The organism is Cupriavidus oxalaticus, from assembly GCF_004768545.1.
In the GTDB taxonomy this organism is placed as follows: domain Bacteria; phylum Pseudomonadota; class Gammaproteobacteria; order Burkholderiales; family Burkholderiaceae; genus Cupriavidus; species Cupriavidus oxalaticus_A.
Map to the genome: position 1 here is coordinate 3,202,697 of NZ_CP038635.1, position 25,785 is coordinate 3,228,481.

Consider the following 25,785-nt stretch of genomic DNA (forward strand, 5'->3'; position numbering starts at 1 on the left):
TGAGATGCCGGAGGGGCACGGCCTTTAACGCCGCGACAGATTTTCTCCCCTCCCGCAAGCGGGAGAGGGGAGAAAACCCATCGGGACTCGAACGCGTGATTAAGAACGCGCCCGCATCGCCCGCCCGATCGCCCCGGTACGCAGCGCGATCTTGGCCGCGTCCTCGCGCAGCGCGCGCAGCCGGCGCTCCAGCACTGCGTTGGCGGGACGGCCAGTGGAGCTGGACGCCGGCCCGGCCTGCTCGCTAGACTCGCCCAGAGCGGCAGCCTGTACCAGCGTATCGGTGCGGCGCTTGTCCGCCGAGTCCGCCAGCCGCGCGCGGCGCTCGGCCGCCGCATCCTCCTCGGCTTCAGCGACATCGGCCACGACCGGCCCTGCCGCTACCGCCAGCGGCGCCTGCGCTTCGGCCAACACAGGCGCGCGTTCGCGGCGGATAAAGCCCGCGCCGCGCCCGCCGCCACGCTCGTCGGCATGCAGCCGCTCGCTGGCCAGCTGCAGGCTGTTGCGCGCCGCTTCGGTAGCCTGCTCGATGGCCGCCTCGGCCGCGGGAATATCCAGCTCATCGTAGTGCTGCCGCACCTGGATCCGCGCCGCCGCCACGTGCGCCGCCACCAGGTAGTTCTGCACGATAAAGCGGTTCAGGTTGTCGACCGCGCGATGCCGGCTCCTGGGCTCGTCCAGCATGCGCTGGAACGAAGAGATCAGCGCCGACAGGTTGTCCATGAACTGCTTGCGCTGCACGCGATAGGCAAAGTCGTCCTTGGCCCGGCGCAGCAGCAGGTCGCGCGTTGCGGCGATATAGCGGCGGTTGGCCTGCAGCACGTTCTCCACCAGCTTGGGGATGGCGCGGTATTCCCAGCTCGGCAGCACGAAGCTGAACAACGAGGCGATGATGCCGCCGATCACCGTATCGACCAGCCGCTCACCCGCCACCGTCGGGCTGCCCGGCATCAGCAGGTTGATCTGGATGAGCACCTGGATGCAGGCCGCGATCGCGGTATAGCGGTACTTGATGGTCACGAACGCGGCGCTGGCCACCAGCGCCAGAAACAGCACGCCCAGCAGTATCAGCGGCTCGTCCACCACCTTCAGGATCCCCACCGCCACCACGCAGCCGATCAGCGTGCCGATCACGCGGTCGTTGTAGCGCTGCTTGGTCATGCTGAAGTTCGGCTTCAGGATGACGATGATGGTCAGCAGGATCCAGTAGCTGTGCGAGGCGTACGGCAGGTGGTTGGTGATCCACAGCCCCAGCGCCACCGCCATCGACATGCGCAGCGCAAAGCGGAACGCCGGCGAGCGCCAGTGCAGGTTTTCGCGCAGCACGCCCAGCTCGTACTTCTGGCGCGTCAGGAACGGCGTCATGTCGCTGCCCGGCAGCACCTTGGCCGGCTCCACCGGCGTGCGCGAGGCCTCGTGCAGCTGCCCGATCAGCGTGATCGCGCCGCGGATCATGTCCAGCGTCTCGGCCAGCGCCGTCATCGCCGCGGGCTTGATGTGGTGGTGGCGCAGCTGCGCGATCTCGGCCTCGACCGCGCGCAGGCCTTCGCGGTATTCCACCGTCGCGTAAGAGCCGCGCCCGCGCGTGACCTCGTAGGCGATCTCTTCCACGTCCTTGCACATCAGCACTACCAGCCCGCGCAGGTGGTCCAGCACCGGCGTGCCGCCGAAGGTCTGGCGCAGCAGCGGGTAGTCGGTGTTGGTGGACAGCACGTACTCGTACAGGTCGAGCATGCGCAGGTGCACCTGCACCAGCAGCCCGTCATGCGGCGTGCGGTTGCCGCGCAGCACCAGGTCGCGCGCGGCCTGCTGGCGCTCGGCCACCACGATCTGCTGGCGCACCAGCTGGTTGAACTGGGCATCGTAGTCATTGCCGGCGTCGTAGAAGCCGGCCTTGATCTCGAGGTAGCCGGCCAGCTCGTACAGCGACTCGGCCAGTACCTGTTGCCTGGTGCGCCGCTCGGTCAGCCAGCTCACCAGCATCGCGTAGCCGAGGTAGGCCACCGCGCCGGCGCTGAACTGCGCCGCATGGACCAGCGCGCGCTCGACCACGAAGTCCTCGTTGATCGTGAGCGTCATCACGAACAGCGCGGCGAATTGCAGCGGCAAGGTCTTGTTGCCGTACACCGTCATCATGGCGGCGAGGAACGTCACCAGCACCAGCACGAACGGCATCACCCGCGGGAACGGCGTGGTCAGCGCCACCACCAGCGTCACCGCGCTGCACAGCAGCACGCTCGCCAGCATCTCGTTGAATTTGTGGTTCAGCGGGCTGGGCAGGTCCATCAGGCTGGTGCACAGCGCGCCCATCGACACCACCATCGCGGTGGGCAGGTCGGAGAAATGCAGCGCGATCAGCGTGGCGCCGATCACCCCGGTGGCCGAGCGCAGCCCCCGATATACGTAGTGCGAATACAGGAAGGTGCGGGGGTCGTGCGCGTATTGCATACGGCGATGCGGCCGGGGCGGTGGCTGGGTTGTGGGGGATCGCTGCGCTACGTCACTGGCCCAGCCAGCGCGAGCGCGCCGCATGCCGGCCGTCCGCCAGCTTGACCTTGAACTGCGCCGCGGGCTCGCGCGCCAGCGTGACCGGCAGCACCTGCAGCTCGTCGCGGCGGAAGGCGTGCAGGTCGATGCGGTCGCCGGTGCGGTAGCGTCCCAGCAGCTTGTCGACCTGGCCGGGCCCCACGCGCAGGCCGTCGATGGCCACCAGCAGGTCGCCGGCCGACAGGCCCGCGGCCTGCGCCGCGCCGCCGTCCAGCACCTGCGTGACGCGTACCCAGCCGTCGTCAGTCTTGACCTTGATGCCCAGCGCCGCGGTGCGCGACGGCTTCTGCGCCTCGGCCTTGACGCCGAAGTCCCTGAACAGCGCCGCCAGCGGCAGTTCGCCGGTGCCTTCGGTCAGCGAGCGCAGCAGGCTGCCCAGCTTCAGGCCGGTCACATCGTCGAACAGCGCATACACCTCCGGCTCGGTCACGCCGCGCTGCATCGCGCCGGGCGCATAGAAGCCGCGCCCGTAGCGGCGCCACAGCGCGCGCATGACGTCGTCGAGCGAGCGCCGTCCGCGCGACTTGGCGCGGATGGTCAGGTCCAGCGCCAGCGCCACCAGCGACCCCTTGGTGTAGTAGCTGACGATGGCGTTGGGCGCGTTCTCGTCCTGGCGGTAGTACTTGGTCCAGGCATCGAACGAGCTTTCGGCCACGCTCTGCTTGGTGCGGCCGTTGCCGCGCAGCACGCCGTTCCAGGTCTTGCCCAGCATCTCGACGTACTGCGCCTCGGTCACGCAGCCCGAGCGCACCAGCACCAGGTCGTCGTAGTAGCTGGTGAAGCCCTCGAACAGCCACAGCAGCGGCGTGTAGGCTTCGTCGGCCAGCCGGTACGGCACGAACGCGGCGGGCTTGATGCGCTTGACGTTCCAGGTGTGGAAATACTCGTGGCTGCACAGGCCCAGGAAGGTGCGATAGCCCTCGCTGGTGTCGCTGTCGCCGCGCACCGGCAGGTCATTGCGCGCGCACATCAGCGCGGTGCTGGCGCGGTGCTCGAGGCCGCCGTAGCCGTCGGTGGTGACCATCGTCATGAAGACGTAGCGGCGGTTGCTGTCCAGGAACGGCGCCTCGGCGCTGCGGGGTTCGAACAGGCGGATCTGGTTTTCGCAGATGCGCTTGAGGTCGCGGCAGACGCGCTCGAGGTCGAGGTTGGGCACGCGGCCGGTGAAGACCACGTCGTGCTGCGCGCCACAGGCACGGAAGCTGGCGAGCTGGAAGTTGCCCATCTCGACAGGGTGGTCGACCAGTTCGTCGTAGTCGGCAACCTGGTAGCGGCCGAAGCCGTAGCGCTTCGCGCCGTCGCGGCCCGGCGCTTCCGGCATCGCGGTGGCGACACGCCAGCCGCGGTAGGCCTCGCCTTCGGGCGCGTGGATATCGACGGTGCATGGCCGCTCGGCCTGGCCTTCGACGCACAGGAACACCGAGCTGCCGTTGAAGAAGCCATGGGTGGCGTCCAGGTGCGCGGCGCGCACCGACAGGTCCCAGGCATAGACTTCGTAGCTCAGCATCAGCGGGCCGTCCGACAGGCTCACCGGCGCGGCCTGCCAGCTCTGCTTGTCGAGCTTGGTCAGCGGGACTTCGCGGCCGCCGGCATCGGCACGGATGCGCACGATATGGCGGGCGAAGTCGCGGATCATGTAGCTGCCCGGGATCCACGCGGGCAGCGTGAAGCGCTGGCCGGCGGGATCGGGCTCGCTCACCGTGACGGTGACGGCAAACAGGTGCGCCTCAGGCGCAAGCGGGGCGATGGCGTAGCGGATCGGCGTCATGGGCAGGATTGTAACGTCGGCGCACCGCTGGCCTCGCCGACGCTGGTGAAGCAGCCGGTCGCCGCTCAGGCACGATTGACGTCGACCACCACGCGGCCGCGCATGCCGCCTTCCACGATCCTGCGGCCGGCGTCGATCGCCTCGGCCAGCCCGATCTCGCGCGTGATCGCGTTCAGGCGATCCGGCTCCAGGTCGCTCGCCAGCCGCTGCCACGCGCGCTCGCGCAGCGGCATGGCCGCCATCACGCTGTCGATGCCGTGCAGCGTAACGCCGCGCAGGATGAACGGCGCCACCGATGCCGGGAAGTCCATCCCCTGCGCCAGCCCGCACGCCGTCACCACGCCGCCGTAGTGCACCTGCGCGCACGCGTTGACCAGGGTATGCGAGCCGACCGAATCCACCACCGCGGCCCAGCGCTCCTTCTGCAGCGGCTTGCCGGGCGCGCCAAGCTCGGCGCGGTCGATGACATCGGCAGCGCCCAGCGCCTTCAGGAAGTCGGCTTCATTGGTCTTGCCGGTCGACGCCACCACCTTGTAGCCCAGCTTGCTCAGCACCGCGATCGCGACCGAGCCCACGCCGCCGGAAGCGCCGGTCACCAGCACCTCGCCATCGCCGGGCTGCACCGGGCCGTTGACGCCGCCGCGCTCCAGCGCCAGCACCGACAGCATCGCGGTATAGCCGGCGGTGCCGATCGCCATGGCCTGGCGCGTGGTGAAGGCATCGGGCAGGCGCACCAGCCAGTCACCCTTCAGCCGCGCGCGCTGCGCCAGGCAGCCCCAGTGGGTCTCGCCCACGCCGTAGCCGTTCAGCACCACCTTGTCGCCGGCCTGCCAGCGCGCGCTGGACGATTCCAGCACCGTGCCGGCGCCGTCGATGCCCGCCACCATCGGCCACTTGCGCACCACCGGCGAGCGGCCCGTGATCGCCAGGCCGTCCTTGAAGTTGATGGTGGAGTAGTCCACGGCGACCAGCACGTCGCCATCGGCGGGCAACTGCGCTTCGTCTAGCGTGGCCAGATTGGCCTGGGTGGCGCCGTCGGCCTGGGTCAGCAGCAATGCCTGGAACGTCATGGTGTCTCCTAGTCGCCTGGCGGCGATCGCTTGGGAATGAGGGGAATGCGGAAAGCAGAACGGCCGGACAAGTCCGGCCGTCGATCAAGCCGGGACGGGGCCGGCGCGCGCTTATTTCTTGATGCTGGCGAGCTTCTTCTCCAGCGTGGCCACGTCGGCCGCGCCCGGGATACGGGTGCCATCCATGAAGAACACTGCCGGCGTGCCGGTCACGTTCATGCTATGGCCCAGCGCCAGGTTTTCCTGCAACGGCGTCTGGCAGCTGCCGTTGCCGGTCAGCGCGACCTGCTTGAGCATCCAGTCGCGCCACGCCTTGGTGCGGTCGGCCGCGCACCAGACCTGCTTGGCCTTGGTTTCCGAGTCGGGCGACAGCACCGGGTACAGGAAGGTGTACACGGTGATGTTGTCCATCTGCTGGAAGGTCTGCTCGATGCGCTTGCAGTAGCCGCAGTTCGGGTCGGAGAACACCGCGATCTGGCGGCTGCCATCGCCCTTGGTCCACTTGATCGCGCGCGCCAGCGGCAGGTCCGACCACTTGATGCGGTTGATCTCGGCCATCCGCTCTTCGGTCAGGTTGGTGCCGGTGCGGGTGTCGATCATCTCGCCGTTGAGGATGTAGCGGCCGGTGCTGTCGGTGTAGACCACCTGCCCGCCGATATTGGCCTCGAATAGCCCCGGCACCGGAGTCTTGCTGACACTTTTCACCTCGGCGCGGCCGCCCAGCACCTTCTGCAGCGACTCCTTGATGCGGTCGGTGCCGGGTTCACCCGCCGCCATGGCATGCAGGGCAAAGCCGGCCGCGGCCAGGCCGCCAACGACGGCGGTGACGGTGGCGCTGCGGACAGGGTGGCGGCGCAGGAATTGGAACATGTGGACTCCAGGGGTGTTCGGTGATCGGGTGATCGTTCGGGGCGCGGTGGCGGCGTCAGCCGAGCGCGCGCCCGATCAGGAAACGCTTGAGCAGCGGCTGGCCGCCTACCGCGCGCATGCCGGTGTTGCGCACCACCCGCGCCACGCCGCCGGGCAGCGAGAACAGCCGGTGCAGCCCGTCGGTGGCCGCGGTCAGCGACAGCAGGTCGGTGGCGCGCGCGCGCTCGTAGCGGCGCAGCAGGCGCAGGTCGCCCTCGCTGCGGAAAGGTTCTTTGTCGGCCATCACGCGGCCAAGTTCCGCCACATCGCGCAGTCCCAGGTTCATGCCCTGCCCCGCCAGCGGGTGCACCACGTGGGCGGCGTCGCCGACCAGCGCCACGTGCGGCTGCACGAACTGGTCGGCGCGCTGCAGCACCAGCGGGAAGCCCTGCGCCGGCGTCACGCAGCGCAACGTGCCGAACTGGCTGCCAACCGCGCCGGCGGCGCCCTGCATCACGGTGGCGGCAAGCGCCTCGGGCGACAGCGCGAGCAGGTCGCGCGCGTGCGCTTCGTCTGCCGACCAGACCATCGAGACATGGTTGCCCGGCAGCGGCAGCATCGCCAGTACCTCGCCGTTGGCAGGCTCTTCGTCGGCCATCAGCTTTTCCGGCGCGCCCAGGAACCACTGCCAGGCGGTCTCGTGGTGCGGACGCTCGCAGGCAAAGTTGGCGACCACGCCAAGCTGGCGGTACTTGCGCGTGCTGACGCCGATATGGCACTGCTGGCGCAGCCACGAGCGCGCGCCGTCGGCGCCGATCGCCAGCGCCGTGCGCAGCTTGTTGCCGTTGTCCAGCGTCAGGGTAATGCCCTCCGGATCGCGCTCGCATACGGTGGCGGTGCCGTCATGCCAGGTCACCTGGTGCTGGAAGCCTAGCGCGGTGTCGAGCGCGCGCTCGACATGGCCGGATTCGATGATCCACGCCAGTTGCGGCACCGCCGCGGCGTACGCGGAGAAATGCAGGTCGCCGTCCAGGCTGGGCGAGGTCTCGGCGGCGCTGACGTCGCCAAAGACACGCATGTCGCGCACCGGCTGGATGCGAGCCGGGTCCAGCGCCTCCCACACGCGCATCCGCTCCAGCAGCGCCTGCGAGCTGGCGGAGAAGGCATAGATACGGCTGTCCCAATCCTCGGCTGGCGCGCGGCCGACGCCGCGGGGCGGCTTCGGCGCCACCAGCGCCACGTCCATGCCCTGCTGGGCCAGCAACAAGGCACAGGACTTGCCGACGATGCCGCCGCCGACGACGGCCACCTGGAAAGCGGAAGAATTGCGCGCAGCGGTGCGCGCGGACGCGTGGGATCGGGTCATGGCTGGATTATAGCCACGTCACTCCGGGGCCCTTCGGGCGCGGCCGGTCATTATTTCCTCAGGTCATTAGGCATATGACAAAACTGTCGGTGCGTGGGTCAAAGTTCGGAAACGCACAGCCTATATTGAAACGAATTGTTTCTGACCGGGGACGAACCACCTGAAGGGAGGTGGAGCAATGAAGAGGGCGCTTTGGATTGCCGCGGTTGGTATCGCGGTTGCAGGGGGATCGGCATTCGGAGGCACGACTGGCCCGCGGGACGTTTATACCGACGGCGCCAAGGTCTCCAAGTTCGATGTGTATTCGGATGGAGCACGGTCAATCGACCGGCGGGATGTATTCCTGGATGGTGCAAGGGCAATCGACAGGCGCGACATGTTTACGGACGGCGCCAAGACGACGGATAAGCGGGACCAGTTCACGGACGGCGCATGAACGTCGTGAACCTCGATTGAGCGGAAGCGGCGCTCACGCAACGGCCAGGAAGACTTTCCTGGCCGTCTTGTTTTATATGCGGGTGGAACGGCGACCGGCCAGCAACCCGGAGGCCCGATAGGGTTACAATTGCCGTTTTCCGTGGCAGACCCCGTATAGCCGTCGAGCCCGCGCTCGATGTGACGTGTTTGTCTCGTCCGATGCAGTCCCGCCACTGGCCCCGCCAGGCGCCCGTCGCCAGCCCGCCCGGCACCGGACCGCATCCTGCAAACCCTTGATTTCTAAGACAAGACCATGAGCCTCAAATGCGGCATCGTCGGCCTGCCCAACGTCGGCAAGTCCACGCTGTTCAATGCCCTGACCAAGGCCGGCATCGCCGCCGAAAACTATCCGTTCTGCACGATCGAGCCCAATGTGGGCGTGGTCGAAGTGCCGGATCCGAGGCTCGCCAGCCTGGCCGAGATCGTCAGGCCTGAGCGCATCCTGCCGGCCACGGTCGAGTTCGTCGACATCGCCGGCCTGGTCGCGGGCGCTTCCAAGGGTGAAGGCCTGGGCAACCAGTTCCTGGCCAATATCCGCGAAACCGATGCCATCACCCACGTGGTGCGCTGCTTCGAAGACGACAACGTGATCCACGTGGCCGGCAAGGTCGATCCGCTGTCGGACATCGAGGTCATCAACACCGAACTCGCACTGGCCGACCTGGCCACCGTGGAAAAGGCCCTGGCCCGCTATATCAAGCCGGCCCGCGCCGGCGACAAGGAAGCGCAGCGCCTGGTCGCCGTGCTGGAAAAGGCGCAAGCCGTGCTCGACCAGGCCAAGGCCGTGCGCACCCTCGACCTGGCCCCGGAAGAATGGGACGCCATCCGTCCATTCTGCCTGATCACCGCCAAGCCGACCATGTATGTCGCCAACGTGCGTGAAGACGGCTTCGAGAACAACCCGCACCTGGACGCGGTGCGCGAGTACGCCAAGCAGACCAATTCGCCGGTGGTAGCCGTGTGCGCCGCCATCGAAGCCGAGATCGCCGACCTGGACGACGCCGACAAGGCCGAATTCCTGGCCGACCTGGGCATGGAAGAGCCGGGCCTGGACCGCGTGATCCGCGCCGGCTTCAAGCTGCTTGGCCTGCAGACCTACTTCACTGCCGGCGTGAAGGAAGTGCGCGCCTGGACCATCCATGTCGGCGACACGGCGCCCAAGGCGGCCGGCGTGATCCATACTGACTTCGAACGCGGCTTTATCCGTGCGCAGACCATTGCCTTCGACGACTACATCTCGTTCAAGGGCGAGACCGGCGCCAAGGAAGCCGGCAAGATGCGGGCGGAAGGCAAGGAATACGTGGTGAAGGATGGGGATGTGCTGAACTTCCTGTTCAACGTCTGAGCCAGCCCCCGACGCCAAAAAACCCGCGATTTCGCGGGTTTTTTGTTTTCTGCCGGGCGCGGGGGAACCGCCCGCCGCTTCACAGCTTTTCCATTTCCTTCCCCCGCAGCCCCACCAGCAGCGCCTGGCCGTCCGCCCCCACGCGGAACTCCCCGTACATGGCCTGGGCAAAGCGCTCGCCCTGCCCCTCCTGGAAGAAATACGCATCGGTCGACACCTGCACCTGCGCCCCGCCCCAGCGCGACCGCGCCGCCTGGAAGCGCAGCAACTGCTCGCCCACGCCCAGCGGCCCGCCGTCATGCAGCCGCACGAAGCTGGCCACGCCCTGCGCGTCGCGCCGGATCACCGCCACGCCGTCGCGCGGCGGGCGCTGCGCCGGCCCCTGCGCCGTGCGGATCTGGTTGCCGATGGCGAAGTTCAGCGCCATGTAGTCGCCCTGCATCAGCGATCGCGGATCGACCGGCGCGAGCCGCAGCAAGACGGTGTCGCCGCGTGCCAGCAGCGTTTCTTTGCCGGCGATGCCGGCGGCGGCCAGCGCCAGGGTCAGCGCCCAGGCGGTCACGATCCAGCGCTTCATGCGAACTCCTTGCCGGTGCGACCGCGCAGCAGCCAGTGGCGCCCGGCCAGCAACAGCACACCCGCCGCTGCCAGCGTGACGGACTTGGCCGGCAGGGTCCAGTGCAGCGCGCTGTAGTACCAGACGAAGCCGACGGCAATGGCGGTGACGCCCAAGCCCATCCAGGCCATGGAAGCCCGGCGCAGGGCCAGTGCCAGCGCCAGCGCGCCGGCCACGACGGCAGGCGCCGCGGCCATCAGTGCGCCAAAGGCGAGCGTGCCGGCGAGCACTGCCGCCTGCATGGCGGAGCCAGTGGCCAGGCGGCGGCACTCGGCCAGGGAAAAGCCCGCCAGCACCAGCGTCAGCAGCGCGCCCCCCATCCAGTGCGCGACCGACAGCCGCCCCGCCTCCGGACCGAACAGCCACGTCATCGGATGACTCATCCCGGTCACCACCAGCGCCATGGCGAGCGCGGCCAGCAGCGTGGCATCGGCGAGCGGCTCCAGCAGTGCATGCCGCCCCGCCGCGCACACGCGCGCCTCTGCCAGCGTGAAGGCGGTCACCAGCGCGCAGCCCAGCGGCGCCAGCCAGCCGAGCGTCCACGTCAGCGCGCGCCAGTCATCGGAGGATCCGTGCGGCAGGGCAAGATGCAGTGCGCCCGCCAGCCCGATCCACACGCCAAGCCCGCACAGCAGCCGGTGCAACCGGTTGGGCACCAGCAACACCAGCACGCCTTCGAACAGCGCGATGCCGGCCCAGAATCCGGCGGTCCCGGTCACGCGCGCAAAGCCAAGCGCCTCCACCAGCCCATACACCGCCATCCCCTGCCCGCACAGGCTGACCGCCAGCGCGAACTGGCTCGCCGCGATCCCGCCGCCACGCCAGTACAGCAACGCGGCCAGCGCGATCATGGCCAGCCCGGTCACGGCCATGGCGATGCCGTTCTCGCGCGCGGCCACGAACACCGTCCCAACCAGGAACATCTGGAAAAACAAGGCGCCAAGCCAGCCGGCCGCGCCCATCAGGCAGCGCACCGCCCACGGCGCGTGGCTGTGCTCCGGGCATTCGCCCTGCACCGCGCCGCGCGCGGCCAGTTCCTGCCAGAGCCGTTGCTCGGTCTGCAAGGTGGTGCTCATGCCTGCTCCGGTTGGGCGCGCAGTTGAGCGCGATAAGCGCGCATCAGCCACGCCGCCGCGCCTGCGGCCAGGCCAATGGTGACCAGCCCGAGCAGCAGGAATGCGCCGAAGTCGCCCTTGCCCTCGAACAGCAGCTTGCCGAGTCCGGCCACCACCAGCACGATGCCGGTCAGGCAGGTCAGGCTCAGCACGACGATATCGAAGGCGCGTTGCCGGTACCACCACGCCAGACCTGCCAGCACGGCCAGCGCAACCACGAATGATGCCGCATCGAAGCGGCTGTCGAACAGGCTGGTCAGGCCCAGCGAGCCGGCCTGCACGCAGGCCAGCGCAGCCAGCAGGCGGCTGCCGGTCTGTCCCCGGAAGCCCAGCCCGGACGCGCGGGCGGCCAGCAGGTGCCACAGCGCCAGTTGCAGCAGCACCGCCCCCAGCAACGCCAGCGTGGCGGTGCGCAGGTAGCGGCTGTCGAACAGCAGCGCAAACAGGCCTTCCATGCCGAAACGGATGCTGAAGTAGCGCAGCAGCGCCACGTTGCCGACCACCAGCACCAGCCACCAGTGCGGCGCAGCGCGCGCCGCCAGCGCCCACGGCACCGCCAGCAGCGCCCACAGCGCAAACAGCTGCCAGGCATCGGCGCCGGTCTGGTAGGTCTGGCCGATCACGGCGAGCAGCACGCCGGACAGCACCTGCGCGCCCCCGAGCGCGGCGCGGCCGGCGGCGTCGGCGGCGGGTCGCAGCCACGCGAACGCTGCCAGCACCGTGATGGCGGCGGCGAGCAAGCCAAATTTGGAGAACTTGTGCAGGTCTTGCCAGTTGAAGGCAAAGAAGACGATCACGCCGGCGCATAGCAGGGCGGTGCCCAGCGCCATCAGCGCCTGGTCGAGCCAGCGGCGCCAGTCGGTAGCGGCCGGCTCGGTGCGTGCCCAGGGGGCGGCGATCGCCTCGGCAGCCAGCCGTCCGCGTGCGCGCCAGTCGGCCAGCGCCCGGCGGATGGCGCGCCGTTCGCCGTTTGCCACAGTGGAGGTTTGCATGCTCGCCCTTGCGTGCCCCGATGCGTGGGACTTTAGCAAAGCGCAGCCCGGGCCGCACCTTGCGGCGTGCCGGCGCTATGCCTGCCGCATGGGCGCCGGTATGCTCTGGGTTTCGCCTTCCACTCCGCCTGCCCCATGACCCTGGGAATCCTTGCCGCCATCCACGATGAAGTCGACGGCCTGGTGGCCGCGATGCGCCACGACGACAGCCGCGCCACGGTGCACACCATCGGCATGCGCGACTACTACGTCGGCAACCTGTACGGCCAGCCGTGCGTGCTGGTGCTGGCGCGCATGGGCAAGGTGGCAGCCTCGGCGACCACGGTCACGCTGATCCGGGAGTTCGGCGCCACCCAGGTGGTGTTTACCGGGCTGGCGGGCGGCGTCGGCGCCGACACCAATGTCGGCGACATCGTCATCGCGGACCGGACGATCCAGCACGACCTCGACGCGCGCCCGTTCTTCGGCCGCCATGAAGTGCCGCTGCTGGACCGCGCCGAGTTCCCGGCCGACCCGGCGCTGACCGCCGAACTGGAAGGCGCGGCCGCGGATTTCCTGCGCCTCGACCTGGGCGCCGACGTGCCGCCCGAGGTGCTGGCCCGCTTCGGCGTGGCCACGCCGGGGCTGCACAAGGGCATGATCGCCAGCGGCGACCAGTTTATCGGGGCCCCGGCTGCGGTGGCGGAACTGCGCGAGCGGCTGCCCGGCCTGCTGGCGGTGGAAATGGAAGGCGCCGCGGTGGCGCAGGTGTGCCATGAATACGGCGTCCCGTACGCGGTCATGCGCACGGTGTCGGACCGGGCGGACGATACCGCCCATGTGGATTTCGCGGCATTCCTGAAGGAGGTGGCCAGCCACTATTCCAATGGCGTGCTGCGCCGGCTGCTGGCCGCGCGGGCTGAAGCGGATCCCGTGCGCACCTGACCAGGATCAAGCGGCGCGCAGATTCCAGGCCGCCGCGTCGGTTCTGTCCTTACCGTCCGCGCGGCCGGACGGCTCCCCAGGCGCCGACCAGGATGGCGGCGCCGGCAATCACCGCCAGCCAGCTGCTGAGCTGCCCGTCGACGAACAGGTGCAGCGCGCGGCCACCGTAGAAAGCGGCCGCCGCGCCCGCCGCGCCCAGCATCAGCGCGGCCGGCAGGGTCACGACGCGTCCTGCCGGATGCAGCCGGCGCGCAGCCAGTCCCACCAGCAAACCCACGATCAAAGTGCCCAGCATCCAATTCTCCTGTGTAGCCTGAATCACAGCCGCTTCCGGCTGCGCCGTAACGATACTGCAAACCAGACGGCTGCGACGCATACTGGGTATGCGCCTGCAATCTGTGGTACCGGCGGTATAATGGCAACCGGTCCGGCCACGCTCCGGATCGTACCTGTCCCCAACAAATGCAACTGCTCGCGATCGGCATCAACCACACGACGGCACCAGTCTCGCTGCGCGAGCGGGTGGCGTTTCCGCTCGAGCAGATCAAACCGGCACTGGGAGCGCTGCGCGAGCACCTGTCCGGCCGCAGCGGCACCGAAGCCGCCATCCTTTCCACCTGTAACCGCACCGAGATCTACTGCGCCACCGACGTCCTGAAGCCGGGCCAGGAAGGTTTCGAGCACACCCTGCGGTGGCTGTCGCAGCACCACAACGTGCCGGCCGGCGACCTGGCCCCGCACCTGTACGCGCTGCCGCAGTCCGAAGCCGTGCGCCACGCCTTCCGCGTGGCCAGCGGGCTGGATTCGATGGTGCTGGGCGAGACCCAGATCCTGGGCCAGCTCAAGGACGCGGTGCGCACCGCCGGCGAGGCCGGCTCGCTGGGGACGTACCTGAACCAGCTGTTCCAGCGCACTTTCGCAGTGGCCAAGGAAGTGCGCGGCCAGACCGAGATCGGCGCGCATTCCGTATCGATGGCCGCCGCCGCGGTGCGGCTGGCGCAACGGATTTTTGAAAGCGTCTCGACCCAGCGCGTGCTGTTTATCGGCGCGGGCGAGATGATCGAGCTGTGCGCGACCCACTTCGCCGCGCAGCAGCCGCGCCAGATCGTGGTGGCCAACCGCACCGTCGAGCGCGGCGAGAAACTGGCCGAGCAATTGTCCGGCCAGGGCCTGACCACGCAGGCGATCCGCCTGACCGACCTGGGCGAGCGGCTGCATGAATTCGACATCGTGGTGTCCTGCACCGCCAGCTCGCTGCCGATCATCGGCCTGGGCGCGGTGGAGCGCGCGGTCAAGCGCCGAAAGCACCGCCCGATCATGATGGTCGACCTGGCCGTGCCGCGCGACGTGGAACCGGAGGTCGCGCGCCTGGACGACGTCTTCCTGTACACCGTCGACGACCTCGGCGCGATCGTGCGCGAAGGCAACGCGCTGCGCCAGGCCGCCGTCGCGCAGGCCGAAGCCATCATCGAAAGCCGCGTGCAGAACTTCATGCACTGGCTCGAAACGCGCAGCGTGGTGCCGGTCATCCGCGAGCTGCAGACCAGCGGCGAAGCCATCCGCCAGGCCGAGCTGGAGCGCGCGCGCCGCATGCTGGCACGCGGCGACGACCCCGAGGCGGTGCTCGAAGCCCTGTCCGGCGCACTGACCCGCAAGTTCCTGCACGGCCCGACCCACGCGCTGAACCACACCCAGGGCGAAGACCGCGAGGCGCTGCTGCGCCTGGTGCCGGGCCTGTTCCGCCACAGCAGCCACTCCGAGCGCTAGCCGCGCTCCGGTCTTGCCGCACGCCGACCGCGCTGGCACGCCGCCGCATTCCGGCAGCCCCGGCCCACTGGCCTCCCTCCATTCCCCCGCATCCCGATGAAAGCCAGCATGCTTGCCAAGCTCGACCAACTGGCCGAGCGACTCGATGAAGTCAACGCCCTGCTCGCGCGCGAAGACGCGACCGCCAGCATCGACCAGTACCGCAAGCTCAGCCGCGAGCATGCCGAGCTGTCGCCGGTGGCCGAGCAGTACGGGCAATACCGCCAGGCGCAGGACGACCTGGGCACCGCGCAGGCGCTGCTGGACGATCCCGAGATGAAGGACTTCGCCGCCGACGAGATCGCCAGCGCGCGCGAGCGGCTGGAAGCGCTGGAGCAGAGCCTGCAGCGCCTGCTGCTGCCCAAGGATCCCAACGACGACCGCAACCTGCTGCTCGAAATCCGCGCCGGCACCGGTGGCGAAGAAAGCGCGCTGTTCGCCGCAGATCTGCTGCGGATGTACACGCGCTACGCCGAGCGCCAGCGCTGGCAGGTCGAGATCATGAGCGAGTCCGAGTCCGACCTGGGCGGCTTCCGGGAAGTCATCGTGCGGATCGCCGGGGATGCCGCGTTTTCGAAGCTGAAGTTTGAATCCGGCGGCCATCGCGTGCAGCGCGTGCCCGCCACCGAGGCACAAGGGCGCATCCATACCTCGGCCTGCACGGTGGCGGTGATGCCGGAAGCCGATGAGGTCGGCGAGGTCGAGATCAATCCGGCCGACCTGCGCATCGACACCTTCCGCGCCTCGGGCGCCGGTGGCCAGCACGTGAACAAGACCGATTCGGCCGTGCGCCTGACCCACCTGCCGACCGGCATCGTGGTCGAGTGCCAGGACGACCGGTCGCAGCACCGCAACAAGGACAAGGCGATGAAGGTGCTGGCCGCGCGCATCAAGGACATGCAGACCCGCGCCGCACAGGCGAAGGAAGCCAGCACGCGGCGCAACCTGATCGGCTCGGGCGACCGCAGCGACCGCATCCGCACCTACAACTTCCCGCAGGGCCGCGTGACCGACCACCGCATCAACCTGACGCTCTACAAGATCGACATGATCATGGACGGCGACATGGACGAGCTGCTGTCGTCGCTGGCCGCGGAGCACCAGGCGGACCAGCTGGCCGCGCTCGGCGAGGACGCATAAGCGGCTTAAGCACCGCTCAGGCCCGCTTCGTGCGCGAACAGCGCGTAACGTCCCACAAGACTTTGTATTTCTTGTAAATGCTTGAAACAGCACTGGTAGGGGTAAACGCGCTGTCTATAATCGATTTCGACCGGCAAACGGAGAATGGTGCCGGGTGAGTCTCTCCCAAAACATTTCCTAGGACGAAATCATGAAAAAACTGCTCGCGCTGTTGATGATCACCGCAGCCATGGCCGCTTGCAGCAAGAAGGAAGAAGCCCCGGCAGCTTCCAGCGCCGACAGCGCCATGCAAAGCGCCGCTGAATCCGCCAAGGCCGCTGCCAGCGACGCCGCCGCAGCAGCTGGCAGCGCTGCCGACGCCGCCAGGGCTGCCGCCAGCGATGCCGCTTCGAGCGCGCAGGTTGCCGCCGAGAAGGCCAAGGAAGAAGCCGGCAGCGCCATGGCCAATGCCAAGCAGGCAGCCAAGAACGCCGTCAATGCCGGCGCCGACAAGGCCAAGGACGCCGTCAATAAGTAATCGTGCCGGCGGGGGGCTTTCAGCCGCCCGCCTCCGATGGGCGGTACACTTGGCGAAACGCCGGAGATCCCGCCTCAAAGCCCCGCCAGGCCCTGCGCCGGTGGGGTTTTTTGTGGCCGGCAACAGAACCGTCCCTACCCGATGTCTTCCCCTAACACTGCCGCGCTGCCGGCCACGCCAACGCTGCGCGAAGCCCAGACCCTCGCTGCCATGGTGGGCCTGCCCACGCTGGAAGCGCGCATGCTGCTGACGCACGTGACCGGCCTCACCCGCACGCAGCTGATCACGCGCGATACCGACACGCTCACGCTGGCCCAGCGCGATGCCTTTGCCACGCTGCTGGCGCGGCGCCTCGCTGGCGAGCCGATGGCCTACCTGCTGGGCGAGCGCGAATTCTTCGGCCGCAAGTTCCGCGTCACGCCCGATGTGCTGATCCCGCGCCCCGACACCGAGATCGCCGCCGAAGCCTCGCTGGCCCGGCTGGCCGACGTGCCCCGCCCGCTGGTGCTGGACCTGGGCACCGGCTCGGGCATCCTGGCCGTGACGCTGGCGCGAGAACGCACCGATGCGCAGGTATGGGCGACCGATATCTCGCCCGGCGCGCTGATGGTGGCGCAGGACAACGCCAGCGCGCTTGGCGCCGACCGTATCAACTTCCTGGTATCGGACTGGTACGCCGCGCTGCCGCCCGGGCTGCGCTTCCACCTGGTCGTCAGCAACCCGCCTTATATCGCCGCGGGCGACCCGCACCTGGCCGAAGGCGACCTGCGCTTCGAGCCCATCGATGCGCTGACCGACCACCAGGACGGCCTGTCCGACCTGCGCACCATCGTCGACGGCGCGCCGCAACGGCTGCTGCCGGGCGGCTGGCTGCTGATGGAGCACGGCTACGACCAGGCCCAGGCGACGCGCGCGCTCCTGCAGGAGACCGGCTTTACAGACGTTTTCACCGCGCGCGACCTCGCCGGCCAGGAGCGCTGCACCGGCGGACGCTGGTCTGGGGCGCAAGCCTGAAGCCCGCCGGCGATTCCGGTAAAATCGGCGGCAGATTCCCGCCGCGTGGCTTGCCGCGCGGCATCCCTTTTCCCAGGCGGCGCCCGACGGCGGCGCCATCCAACTGAAAAGCAGACCATGAGCGACGTGCAGCAAAAGATTGACCAGATCGTCAAGGGCAACCCGGTAGTCCTGTTCATGAAGGGCACCGCGCAGTTCCCGATGTGCGGCTTCTCGGGCCGCGCCATCCAGATCCTGAAGGCCTGCGGCGTCGACGCGCCGACCACGGTCAACGTGCTGGACGACGACAGCATCCGCCAGGGCATCAAGGAATACGCCAGCTGGCCGACCATCCCGCAGCTCTACGTGAACGGCGAGTTCATCGGCGGCTCGGACATCATGATGGAGATGTACCAGAACGGCGAGCTGCAAACCCTGCTGAAGGGCTGAGCCCGCCATGCCCGTGAGCGCTGCCCCGCCGGCCACGGCGGGGTCTGTACCACCGCGGCGGCTGATCGTCGCGATCACGGGCGCCACCGGCGCCATCTACGGCGTGCGCCTGCTGCAGGTGCTGCGCGCGGCGCCCGCGGTGGAAACCCACCTGCTGATTTCGCCGGCCGGCGTGATGAACCTGCAGCACGAGCTCGACATCGGCCGTGCCGAGGTGGAAGCGCTGGCCAGTGTCGTGCACAACGTGCGCGATATCGGCGCCACCATTGCCAGCGGCTCGTTCCGCGCCCACGCGATGGTGGTGGCGCCCTGCTCCATGCGCACGCTGGCCGCGATCGCGCATGGCCTGTCGGATAACCTGATCGCGCGCGCCGCCGACGTCACGCTGAAGGAGCGGCGCAAGCTGGTCTTGATGGTGCGGGAAACGCCGCTGAACCTTGCGCACCTGCGCAATATGACGGCGGTGACGGAAATGGGCGGGATCGTGTTCCCGCCGGTGCCGGGCTTCTACCAGAAGCCGCAAAGCATTGCCGAGCTGGTCGACCATACGGTCGGCCGGGTGCTGGACCTGGTCGACCTGCCCGAGATCGGCCAGACGCTCACGCCCAGCTGGGGCGGGCTCAACGCCCGGCCCGGTGACGCGGCGGGCGGCAACTGAACGCTGTTGCCGGGCTCCCCGCCGTTGCTTCAATCCTGCCTACCTTGCCGCAACCTCCGGCAATCGCGGCGGTGCTGCTGTCATTCCAGCTGTCATTCCAGCTGTCATTCCAGCTGTCATTACCAACGACGATAGCCACGGCCGTAGTAGCCGTAGCCGCCGTAGTAATACGGCCGCGGAGCGACCACGACCGGCGCGGGGGCAACATAGACCGGCGCGGGACCCACGGCGGGACCGGCGGGAGTGGGATAGACGGCGCAGCCGCCCAGCAGGGTGACCGATGCCGCCGCGGCAGCCAGTCCAATCGTCAGCAGTTTCATGGTGTTTTCCTAGGGGGCCTCAGGGCCGGAAACGGGCATGTGCCTGCCCTGCTGACGTTATACGGGCAGTTTGCGTAATACGGCGTCAAAGGCATGTAAGGCTTGTTACCGTTCCCTACGGCGCTCGTGATGCCGCCTTCAGATCTCGAACCTGATCCCCTGCGCCAGCGGCAATGAATCGCCGTAGTTGATGGTGTTGGTCGCCCGGCGCATATACCCCTTCCACGCATCCGATCCCGACTCGCGCCCGCCGCCGGTCGCCTTCTCGCCGCCGAAGGCGCCGCCGATCTCCGCCCCGCTGGTGCCGATATTGACGTTGGCGATGCCGCAGTCGCTGCCCGACGACGACAGGAAGCGCTCGGCCTCGCGCATCGACTCGGTGAAGATGCACGACGACAGCCCGTGCGCGGCGGCATTGTTCAGCGCGATCGCCTCGTCGAAGCTGGTGTACGGCATCAGGTACAGGATCGGCGCGAAGGTCTCGGTCAGCATGGTGTCGTGCTGCACGTCGGTCATCACCAGCGCCGGCCGCACGTAGCAGGCATGCGGGAAGCGCGCGGCCAGCAGCCGTTCGCCGCCAGTGACGATATTGCCCTGCGCGCGGCACGCGGCAAGCGCGTTGGCCATGGCGTCGCCCGCGGCGTTGTCGATCAGCGGGCCGATCAGCGTGCCGTCGTCGAGCGGATCGCCGACCGGCAGCCGGTCGAACACCGTGACCAGCCGGCTCGCCATGGTATCCATCAGGTCGGCATGGACGAAGCAGCGGCGAAGCGTGGTGCAGCGCTGGCCCGCCGTGCCCGCCGCTGCAAAGGTGATGGCCCGCACCGCCAGCTCGATATCGGCCGAAGGTGCGACGATGGCGGCGTTGTTGCCGCCCAGCTCGAGAATGCTGCGCTTGAACTGCCCGGCGCAGGCGATGCCGACCTCGCGACCCATGCGGGTAGAGCCGGTCGCGCTGACCAGCCGCACCGCCGCGTGTTGCACCAGGTGGTTGCCAAGCATGCGCCCGCCCGGCAGCACCGCGGTGATGCCGGCATGCTGCGGCGCCGCCGCAGCCAGCACGCGCTCTAGCAGCCCGTGCGCGGCCAGCGCGCACAGCGCCACCTTCTCCGACGGCTTCCACAGCACGCCGTTGCCGCACACCAGCGCCAGCGCCGCGTTCCACGCCCACACCGCCACCGGGAAATTGAAGGCCGAGATCACGCCGCACAGGCCGTACGGATGCCAGGTCTCGCGCATGGCATGCTGCGGGCGCTCCGAGGCGATGGTCAGCCCGTGCAGCTGGCGCGACAGGCCCACGGCGAAGTCGCATATGTCGATCATCTCCTGCACCTCGCCCAGCCCTTCCTGCAGGATCTTGCCGGATTCCAGCGACACCAGCCGGCCGAGCGCGGGCTTGTGCTCGCGCAGCACCTCGCCGTAGCGCCGCACGATCTCGCCGCGTGCCGGTGCCGGCAGCAGCGCCCAGGTGCTCTGCGCCGCGTGCGCGCGCGCGATCAGCGCATCGGCCTGCGACGGCGTGCAGGCCGGCACATGGCCGATGGCCTCGCCGTCTACCGGCGAGCGCACCGTCACCGCGCCGGCAGGCGTGCCGTCCTGCCATGGGCGCGGCAGGCCCAGCGAATCCCAGCAGGCTGCAAACTCTTGCGCTTTCATACGTGGGTCTCCTGCAGCGGATGCTGCGTGTAGTGGCGGCCGAAGCGGTTCTTGAGGAAGGCGTCGAGCGGCATCGTCTCCTGGCGCACGAAGCCGGACTGCGGCAACGCGCCGGTGGCCACCATGTCCAGCGCGGTGCAGATGCCCGCCGCGGTGGTCAGCTGGATCGCGTTGAGGTGCCCGTCCTTGTTGTCGACCCCGCCGATGCGCGCCGAGAACGAAGCCTGCGTCAGCGGCCCGCGCCCGCGTTCGCCGCCGGCCGGGTAGCCGGTGGCGGTGGCGAACACGATCACCACGTCCTGCTCGGTCACCGGGATGGCGCGATCGAAGATCTCGCGCAGCCAGTCGCGGCGCTCGCGCAGGCGCAGGTCGTTGAGCAGCAGCTTCATCAGCGCGCAGTGGCCGGGGTAGCGGATGGACTTGTAGTCGACGTGGCGCGCGCGGCCGGCCAGCGTCTCGGGCAGCGTGCCAAGGCCCCCAGATGTATTAAAGGCTTCGTACTCGATACCGTCCAGCGCAAAGCTTTCCAGCCCTTCCAGCGCCGGCAGTTCGACGCGGCGGCCGTCGACGATGGCTTCGCACGGGTTGCAGTATTCGTTGATCAGTCCCTCGGTGCTCCAGGTCAGGTTGTACTTGAGCGCGTTGCTGGGGTAGCGCGGCAGCGCGCCGACCCGCATCTGCAGGTCCAGCAGCTCGCCGCCGCCACGCAGGAAGCGCCGCGCCAGGTCATTCCCGACCACGCCGATAAAGCCCGGCGCCAGCCCGCACTGCGGCATCAGCACAGAGCGCGCGTTCTGCGCCAGCTGGCGGATCGCATGGGTGGCGGCCACGTCCTCGGTCAGGTCGAAGTAATGCACGCCCAGGCGCGCCGCGACCGAGGCCACGGCGATGGCGGCGTGGAAAGGCAGCGCATTGAGCACCGCGTCGGCGCCGGCCAGCAGCGCGGCGCAGGTGCCCGGCTCGGTAGGATCGCCGGCGCGCGCCAGCACGCCCCGCGGCAGGCCGTCGAGGCGGCGCGCGTCATGGTCGACCACGCTGACGCGGTAGTCGCCGGTGTCGTGCAGCATGGCGGCAATGGTGCGCCCGATCTTGCCCGCGCCCAGCACCGTCACATGCAGCGGGCGTTTCGCCTTGGGCAGGTCTGGTGGGGCCTGCCGGCCCAGGTTCGAGGGTTGCATGGTGCCTCCGTCCACAAGAAAGATTGTCCCGTGACTGGAGTATGGATAGCGGCTGCGACGGAATGAAGGCACAAGAACGACGAAAACCCGCCATAATCGAACGAACCGACGAACCTGTCCGACGTTATGACCGAACTCGACGTGACCGACCGCCATTTGCTGTCGTTGCTGCAGGCGAATGCGCGCGAAAGCGCCGCCAACCTCGCACGGCAGCTGGGCATCGCCCGCACCACCGTGGTCGCCCGCATTGCCCGGCTGGAGCGCAGCGGCGTGATCGCAGGCTATGGCGTGCGCCTGGGGCAGAAGATGGAAGACAACGTGATCCTGGCCTATTGCGGGCTCTCGGTGCAGCCCAAGGCCGCGCCGGCGATCCTGCGCGCGCTGCAGCGCCTGCCCGAGATCGAAGAGGTCAACTCGGTCAGCGGGCCGGTCGATTACCTGGTGGCGATCCGTTGCGACACGCACGACCGGCTGGACCGGCTGCTGGACGAGATCGGCATGCTCGACGGCGTGAACCACACCACCACCTCGATCGTGCTGGCGCGCAAGCTCGACCGCCGGCGCGCTGCCGGCTGAAGCGGTATGCTCGCAGACCGAACAAGCCAAAGCGGAGATATCCAATGAGCAATCCGATCCGTGTCGCCGTAGGCGGCGTGACCGGCTGGGCCGGCGGTGAACTGGCGCGCGGCGTGGCGCATGCCTCCGACATGGCGCTGGTGGCAGGCCTGTCGCGCGGCGCCGCCGGGCAGCCGCTGGCGCAGCTGACCGGCCATGCCGACACGCCGGGCGTGGCTGCTGCCAGCATCGAAGCGCTGGGACAGACGCCCTATGACGTCTATGTCGAGTACACCAAGCCGGCCATCGCCAAGCACAACATCCTGCAGGCACTGGCGCACGGCGCGCACGTGGTGGTGGGCACTTCGGGGCTGACCGACGAGGACTACGCGGAGATCGACGCGGCCGCGCGCCAGGCCGAGCGCGGCGTGCTGGCATGCGGCAATTTCGCCATCACCGTGGTGCTGCTGCAGAAGTTTGCCGAGATGGCGGCGCGCCACCTGGAACACTGGGAGATCATCGACTACGCCAAGGCCGGCAAGGTCGACGTGCCGTCGGGCACGGTGCGCGAACTGGCCTACCGGCTCGGCCAGGTCAAGACCGCCGCGCAGGCGGTGCCGGTGGACCAGGTCAACGGCCCGAAGGAAACCCGCGGCGCGACCATGTCGGGCACGCAGGTGCACGCGGTGCGGCTGCCAGGCTACCAGCTCGGCGTGGAGGTGATCTTCGGCGCCGACGGCCAGCGCCTGCACCTCAAGCACGAGGCCGGCGACGGCTCCAAGCCCTATGTCGCCGGCGCGCTGCTGGCGATCCGCAAGGTCCACACCGTGCGCGGCGTGGTGCGGGGGCTGGACAAGGTGATGGAAGGCCTGTGACGGCCGCGGGCCGCCACAGCCTCGCGCTGCTTACCAGCTGCCGGGATTGACCGGCTTGGCAGGCGGCTTGGCGGCCGCCTTTTCGGTCTTTTCAGGCTTGTCAGCCTTGCCTTTCGCCGCGGGCGCCGATGCGGGGTTCAACTTGCCGTCCACCTCGGCATCCTTTTCCGCCATCAGCGCGCGCGCCTGGGGCAGCAGCATCTCGATGGTGCCGGTGGCCGGGTCTTCCGGCATCGCGTACAGCTCGACGGTCAGTGGCCTCTTCGTCCACCCGGCATGGATCGTCTTGACGGTCTTGCCGGCCTTGTCGCGCATCTCTTCCTGTTCCTGGCGGAACGGCTTGCCATACAGCGCGTTGATGCTGTCGACGGCGGCCTGCTGCGCATTGGCGCCGGCGGTCGGGACCACCAGGCCCACCAGCGCATTGCGGTCGACAAAGGCCACCAAGTGCGGGCCATCCATGAAGCCCGGGCGCTTGTCGCGCGGCACGCCAACCTGGCGCACCAGGCCGTCGCCCTTCAGTTCCACGCAGAACGCGGTCACGTCGCGGCCATCGGGCGAGCGCTTGTCGGCGCAGTCGGGCAGCGCGGGCAGCGGATTGCCGATCTCGAGCATGCCCAGCAGCGGCGCCAGCGCGCTGTTTTCGGGGCTGCTGGCTGTCTTGGCGGTCTTGGATTCTGCTGCCGCGGCAGCGGGCTTGGCGGCGGGGGCGGCAATGGCGCCGGCGGCGCCCAGCAGGCCGGCGAGCGCCAGCCCGGCAACGGGGAATTTCAAAGTCTGACTCCTGGAAATCGGCTCCGGGTTGGAGCGCGCCCCGGCCGGGATGTTCCACGGGCCGGGGGGGCGGCACCGCTCACGCATGGCAGCGGGGCTGCGACGTAAGTGCCGCACAAGTCACCTTACAGCCTGCGGATCGGGGCGAGCGCTAGCTTAACCGATCGCCCCGGCGGCTCCTGCACATAGCGCCGCTGTGCGACTCTCAGGCTGGCGCCTTGCTTGCCAGCGCCTGCGCCTCGCGCCGGAAGCCGTGGCTCACCTGGTGGTAGAACGGGCGCGGCGAGAACTGCCGCGCGATAAACGACGACAGCAGCGACGCCGCCAGCAGGAACACGGTCAGGTCCTGCGTGCGCGTCATCTCCATCACGATCACGCTGGCGGTGATGGGCGCCTGCGTGGCCGCGGCCAGGAACGCCGCCATCGACACCAGCGCCAGCACGCGCGGCTCGGCCATGCCGGTGACGAACTGCGCCGCGTTCTGGCCGATGCCTGCGCCGATCGCCAGCGCGGGGGTGAAGATCCCGCCCGGGGTGCCGGCAAAGTAGGACACCACCGTCGCCACCAGCTTGGCGATGCCGAACCACAGCGTGGCGTGGGACTCGCCGTTGATCAGCGCCGCGGCCTGCTCGTAGCCGGTGCCAAAGGTAGCGCCCGAGGTCGCCACGCCGAGCACGGCCACCACCAGCCCGCAGCCGAACGCCACCCACACCGGATGCTGCGTAGCCAGGCCGCCCCAGCGCGCGGGCAGCAGCCCGGAAACGCCGCCGGCCAGCGCCTTGGCAAAGAAGCCGCCCAGCACGCCATTGAGCAGCGCGCACACCAGCACCGGGCCCCACGCATTGCTCAACACCAGCATCGGCACCTTGACCACGAAATACGGGTTGTTGCCCAGCACCGCCAGCGACAGGAAACCGGCGGTCAGCACACCCGACAGCACCAGCCGGTCCCAGCGCACGGCGGTGCCGCGCCCCAGTTCCTCGATGGCGAACACCACGCCGGCCAGCGGTGTATTGAACGCGGCCGCCAGCCCGCCGGCCGCACCCGCGGCGATCAGCGCATTGGGATGGAAGCCGATGCGGAAGCGCAGTTTCTCCTGGCACCAGTGGCCCCACGCCAGCATACCCGCGGCGCCGACCTGCACCGATGGCCCTTCGCGGCCCACCGACGCGCCGGCCAGTAATGCCAGCGTGGTCAGCAACACCTTCCACATCGATTGCCGCAATGACACCAGCGCGGTCTGTGCCGGACCATTCGGCGGCAACGTGAACGCGGCGATCACCTGCGGAATGCCGCTGCCGCGCGCCTGCGGCGCAAAGCGGATCGTCAGCCAGCGCAGCGCTGCCAGCCCGAACGGCAGCATTACAAACGCCAGCCACGGCGTGGCCTGCGTCAGGTGGTGGTTCCAACGCAGCGCCACCTCGGCGATCCATGCGAACACCAGCGAAAACAGGCCAACGCAACCGGCGCCGAACATGAACACCGTGTAGCGCAGCGTGGTGCGCGATATGCGGCTGGCCTGGCGCGACTTGCGCGAGGCGGCAACGCGGGCGCGGCGGGTGAGCTTGTTCAGCAGGCGGGGATCGGGATGCGGTGCGGTGGGGTCAGGCTGGGCCTCGGCGTCTGGACGCTGCCCCGGCTCCGCGGATGACGGATTGGCGGAATCGGGATCTTTAGGATCGGTGGGCTCGCGCTCGGTCATGACACGGGGGGCGTTGCTGGGGCATTCGGCGCGGTGACGGGACTTGCACGGCCGGGATCAGCGAGAACTATACGCCCATCGTTGCGGCGTGG

The 25,785-nt window shown here is 68.9% G+C and carries 25 protein-coding genes; 11 read left to right on the top strand and 14 right to left on the bottom strand.

Annotated features, from left to right (window positions below; all coding sequences use genetic code 11):
• Positions 1–99: 99 nt before the first annotated feature.
• From E0W60_RS25690 to E0W60_RS25710, 5 genes are all read right to left on the bottom strand, one after another.
• Positions 100–2,448 carry an FUSC family protein gene (locus E0W60_RS25690; RefSeq protein ID WP_135705994.1) on the bottom strand — a complete coding sequence of 783 codons (2,349 nt, stop codon included), beginning with the start codon at positions 2,446–2,448 and terminating at the stop codon, positions 100–102.
• 52 nt (positions 2,449–2,500) lie between these two features.
• A complete protein-coding gene (locus E0W60_RS25695) occupies positions 2,501–4,315 on the bottom strand; it encodes a M61 family metallopeptidase (RefSeq protein WP_135705995.1) in 1,815 nt (604 codons plus the stop codon).
• Between the two features lie 65 nt (positions 4,316–4,380).
• Complete coding sequence (locus tag E0W60_RS25700; protein ID WP_135705996.1) at positions 4,381–5,385, bottom strand: MDR family oxidoreductase; 1,005 nt, start codon at positions 5,383–5,385, stop codon at positions 4,381–4,383.
• Between the two features lie 111 nt (positions 5,386–5,496).
• On the bottom strand, positions 5,497–6,255 hold the full coding sequence (locus E0W60_RS25705) for a DsbC family protein (RefSeq protein ID WP_135705997.1): 759 nt from the start codon (positions 6,253–6,255) through the stop codon (positions 5,497–5,499).
• A gap of 55 nt (positions 6,256–6,310) precedes the next feature.
• Positions 6,311–7,600 carry a UbiH/UbiF family hydroxylase gene (locus E0W60_RS25710; protein WP_135705998.1) on the bottom strand — a complete coding sequence of 430 codons (1,290 nt, stop codon included), beginning with the start codon at positions 7,598–7,600 and terminating at the stop codon, positions 6,311–6,313.
• A 178-nt stretch (positions 7,601–7,778) separates the two neighbouring features.
• Between E0W60_RS25710 and E0W60_RS25715 the strand changes: the two genes are divergently transcribed.
• Entirely contained in the window at positions 7,779–8,036 is a 258-nt protein-coding gene (locus tag E0W60_RS25715; protein ID WP_135705999.1) for a hypothetical protein, read from the top strand.
• A gap of 294 nt (positions 8,037–8,330) precedes the next feature.
• Positions 8,331–9,422: a redox-regulated ATPase YchF gene (gene ychF, locus E0W60_RS25720; RefSeq protein ID WP_133093511.1), complete on the top strand. Its 1,092-nt coding sequence runs from the start codon at positions 8,331–8,333 to the stop codon at positions 9,420–9,422.
• A 79-nt stretch (positions 9,423–9,501) separates the two neighbouring features.
• On the opposite strand, the gene E0W60_RS25725 is transcribed toward ychF, so the two are convergent.
• Genes E0W60_RS25725 through E0W60_RS25735 form a run of 3 tightly spaced genes read right to left on the bottom strand, consistent with a single transcriptional unit; the run spans position 9,502 to position 12,145 of the window.
• Positions 9,502–9,999 carry a GDYXXLXY domain-containing protein gene (locus E0W60_RS25725; RefSeq protein WP_135706000.1) on the bottom strand — a complete coding sequence of 166 codons (498 nt, stop codon included), beginning with the start codon at positions 9,997–9,999 and terminating at the stop codon, positions 9,502–9,504.
• Positions 9,996–11,114: a DUF4401 domain-containing protein gene (locus E0W60_RS25730; protein WP_135706001.1), complete on the bottom strand. Its 1,119-nt coding sequence runs from the start codon at positions 11,112–11,114 to the stop codon at positions 9,996–9,998. The genes E0W60_RS25725 and E0W60_RS25730 overlap by 4 nt, the downstream gene beginning before the upstream one ends.
• Positions 11,111–12,145 (bottom strand): DUF2157 domain-containing protein, encoded by a 1,035-nt coding sequence (locus tag E0W60_RS25735; RefSeq protein ID WP_135706002.1) that lies wholly within the window; start codon positions 12,143–12,145, stop codon positions 11,111–11,113. The genes E0W60_RS25730 and E0W60_RS25735 overlap by 4 nt, the downstream gene beginning before the upstream one ends.
• Before the next feature lie 135 nt (positions 12,146–12,280).
• Between E0W60_RS25735 and E0W60_RS25740 the strand changes: the two genes are divergently transcribed.
• Complete coding sequence (locus tag E0W60_RS25740; protein ID WP_133093507.1) at positions 12,281–13,069, top strand: 5'-methylthioadenosine/adenosylhomocysteine nucleosidase; 789 nt, start codon at positions 12,281–12,283, stop codon at positions 13,067–13,069.
• 49 nt (positions 13,070–13,118) lie between these two features.
• On the opposite strand, the gene E0W60_RS25745 is transcribed toward E0W60_RS25740, so the two are convergent.
• The gene (locus tag E0W60_RS25745) at positions 13,119–13,364 is read right to left on the bottom strand and encodes a hypothetical protein (protein WP_135706003.1); all 246 of its coding nucleotides are present in this window, start codon (positions 13,362–13,364) and stop codon (positions 13,119–13,121) included.
• 167 nt (positions 13,365–13,531) lie between these two features.
• Here E0W60_RS25745 and hemA point away from each other — a divergent pair, with 167 nt between their 5' ends.
• From hemA to E0W60_RS25775, 6 genes are all read left to right on the top strand, one after another.
• The gene (gene hemA / locus E0W60_RS25750) at positions 13,532–14,836 is read left to right on the top strand and encodes a glutamyl-tRNA reductase (RefSeq protein ID WP_135706004.1); all 1,305 of its coding nucleotides are present in this window, start codon (positions 13,532–13,534) and stop codon (positions 14,834–14,836) included.
• A gap of 96 nt (positions 14,837–14,932) precedes the next feature.
• On the top strand, positions 14,933–16,015 hold the full coding sequence (prfA, locus tag E0W60_RS25755) for a peptide chain release factor 1 (protein WP_135706005.1): 1,083 nt from the start codon (positions 14,933–14,935) through the stop codon (positions 16,013–16,015).
• A 190-nt stretch (positions 16,016–16,205) separates the two neighbouring features.
• The gene (locus E0W60_RS25760) at positions 16,206–16,532 is read left to right on the top strand and encodes a hypothetical protein (protein WP_135706006.1); all 327 of its coding nucleotides are present in this window, start codon (positions 16,206–16,208) and stop codon (positions 16,530–16,532) included.
• Between the two features lie 141 nt (positions 16,533–16,673).
• On the top strand, positions 16,674–17,546 hold the full coding sequence (gene prmC, locus E0W60_RS25765; RefSeq protein WP_240745902.1) for a peptide chain release factor N(5)-glutamine methyltransferase: 873 nt from the start codon (positions 16,674–16,676) through the stop codon (positions 17,544–17,546).
• Positions 17,547–17,663: 117 nt separating this feature from the next.
• Complete coding sequence (grxD, locus tag E0W60_RS25770; protein ID WP_029048347.1) at positions 17,664–17,975, top strand: Grx4 family monothiol glutaredoxin; 312 nt, start codon at positions 17,664–17,666, stop codon at positions 17,973–17,975.
• A gap of 7 nt (positions 17,976–17,982) precedes the next feature.
• Entirely contained in the window at positions 17,983–18,633 is a 651-nt protein-coding gene (locus tag E0W60_RS25775) for a UbiX family flavin prenyltransferase (RefSeq protein ID WP_135706007.1), read from the top strand.
• 119 nt (positions 18,634–18,752) lie between these two features.
• Here the strand turns inward: E0W60_RS25775 and E0W60_RS25780 are convergent, their stop codons facing one another.
• The 3 genes from E0W60_RS25780 to E0W60_RS25790 form a co-directional block, all read right to left on the bottom strand.
• Complete coding sequence (locus E0W60_RS25780; RefSeq protein ID WP_029048349.1) at positions 18,753–18,947, bottom strand: hypothetical protein; 195 nt, start codon at positions 18,945–18,947, stop codon at positions 18,753–18,755.
• A gap of 144 nt (positions 18,948–19,091) precedes the next feature.
• Complete coding sequence (amaB, locus tag E0W60_RS25785; RefSeq protein WP_135706008.1) at positions 19,092–20,609, bottom strand: L-piperidine-6-carboxylate dehydrogenase; 1,518 nt, start codon at positions 20,607–20,609, stop codon at positions 19,092–19,094.
• On the bottom strand, positions 20,606–21,787 hold the full coding sequence (locus E0W60_RS25790; RefSeq protein WP_135706009.1) for a saccharopine dehydrogenase C-terminal domain-containing protein: 1,182 nt from the start codon (positions 21,785–21,787) through the stop codon (positions 20,606–20,608). Before E0W60_RS25790 ends, amaB begins: the two co-directional genes overlap by 4 nt.
• Before the next feature lie 126 nt (positions 21,788–21,913).
• Between E0W60_RS25790 and E0W60_RS25795 the strand changes: the two genes are divergently transcribed.
• Entirely contained in the window at positions 21,914–22,363 is a 450-nt protein-coding gene (locus E0W60_RS25795; RefSeq protein ID WP_029048352.1) for an Lrp/AsnC family transcriptional regulator, read from the top strand.
• Between the two features lie 44 nt (positions 22,364–22,407).
• Positions 22,408–23,217 (top strand): 4-hydroxy-tetrahydrodipicolinate reductase, encoded by an 810-nt coding sequence (dapB, locus tag E0W60_RS25800; RefSeq protein ID WP_133093498.1) that lies wholly within the window; start codon positions 22,408–22,410, stop codon positions 23,215–23,217.
• 30 nt (positions 23,218–23,247) lie between these two features.
• Here dapB and E0W60_RS25805 read toward each other — a convergent pair whose 3' ends face one another.
• Together E0W60_RS25805 and E0W60_RS25810 are read right to left on the bottom strand one after the other, a co-directional pair.
• The gene (locus tag E0W60_RS25805) at positions 23,248–23,991 is read right to left on the bottom strand and encodes a hypothetical protein (RefSeq protein WP_135706010.1); all 744 of its coding nucleotides are present in this window, start codon (positions 23,989–23,991) and stop codon (positions 23,248–23,250) included.
• A 205-nt stretch (positions 23,992–24,196) separates the two neighbouring features.
• Complete coding sequence (locus tag E0W60_RS25810; protein ID WP_135706011.1) at positions 24,197–25,693, bottom strand: chloride channel protein; 1,497 nt, start codon at positions 25,691–25,693, stop codon at positions 24,197–24,199.
• Positions 25,694–25,785: the final 92 nt, after the last annotated feature.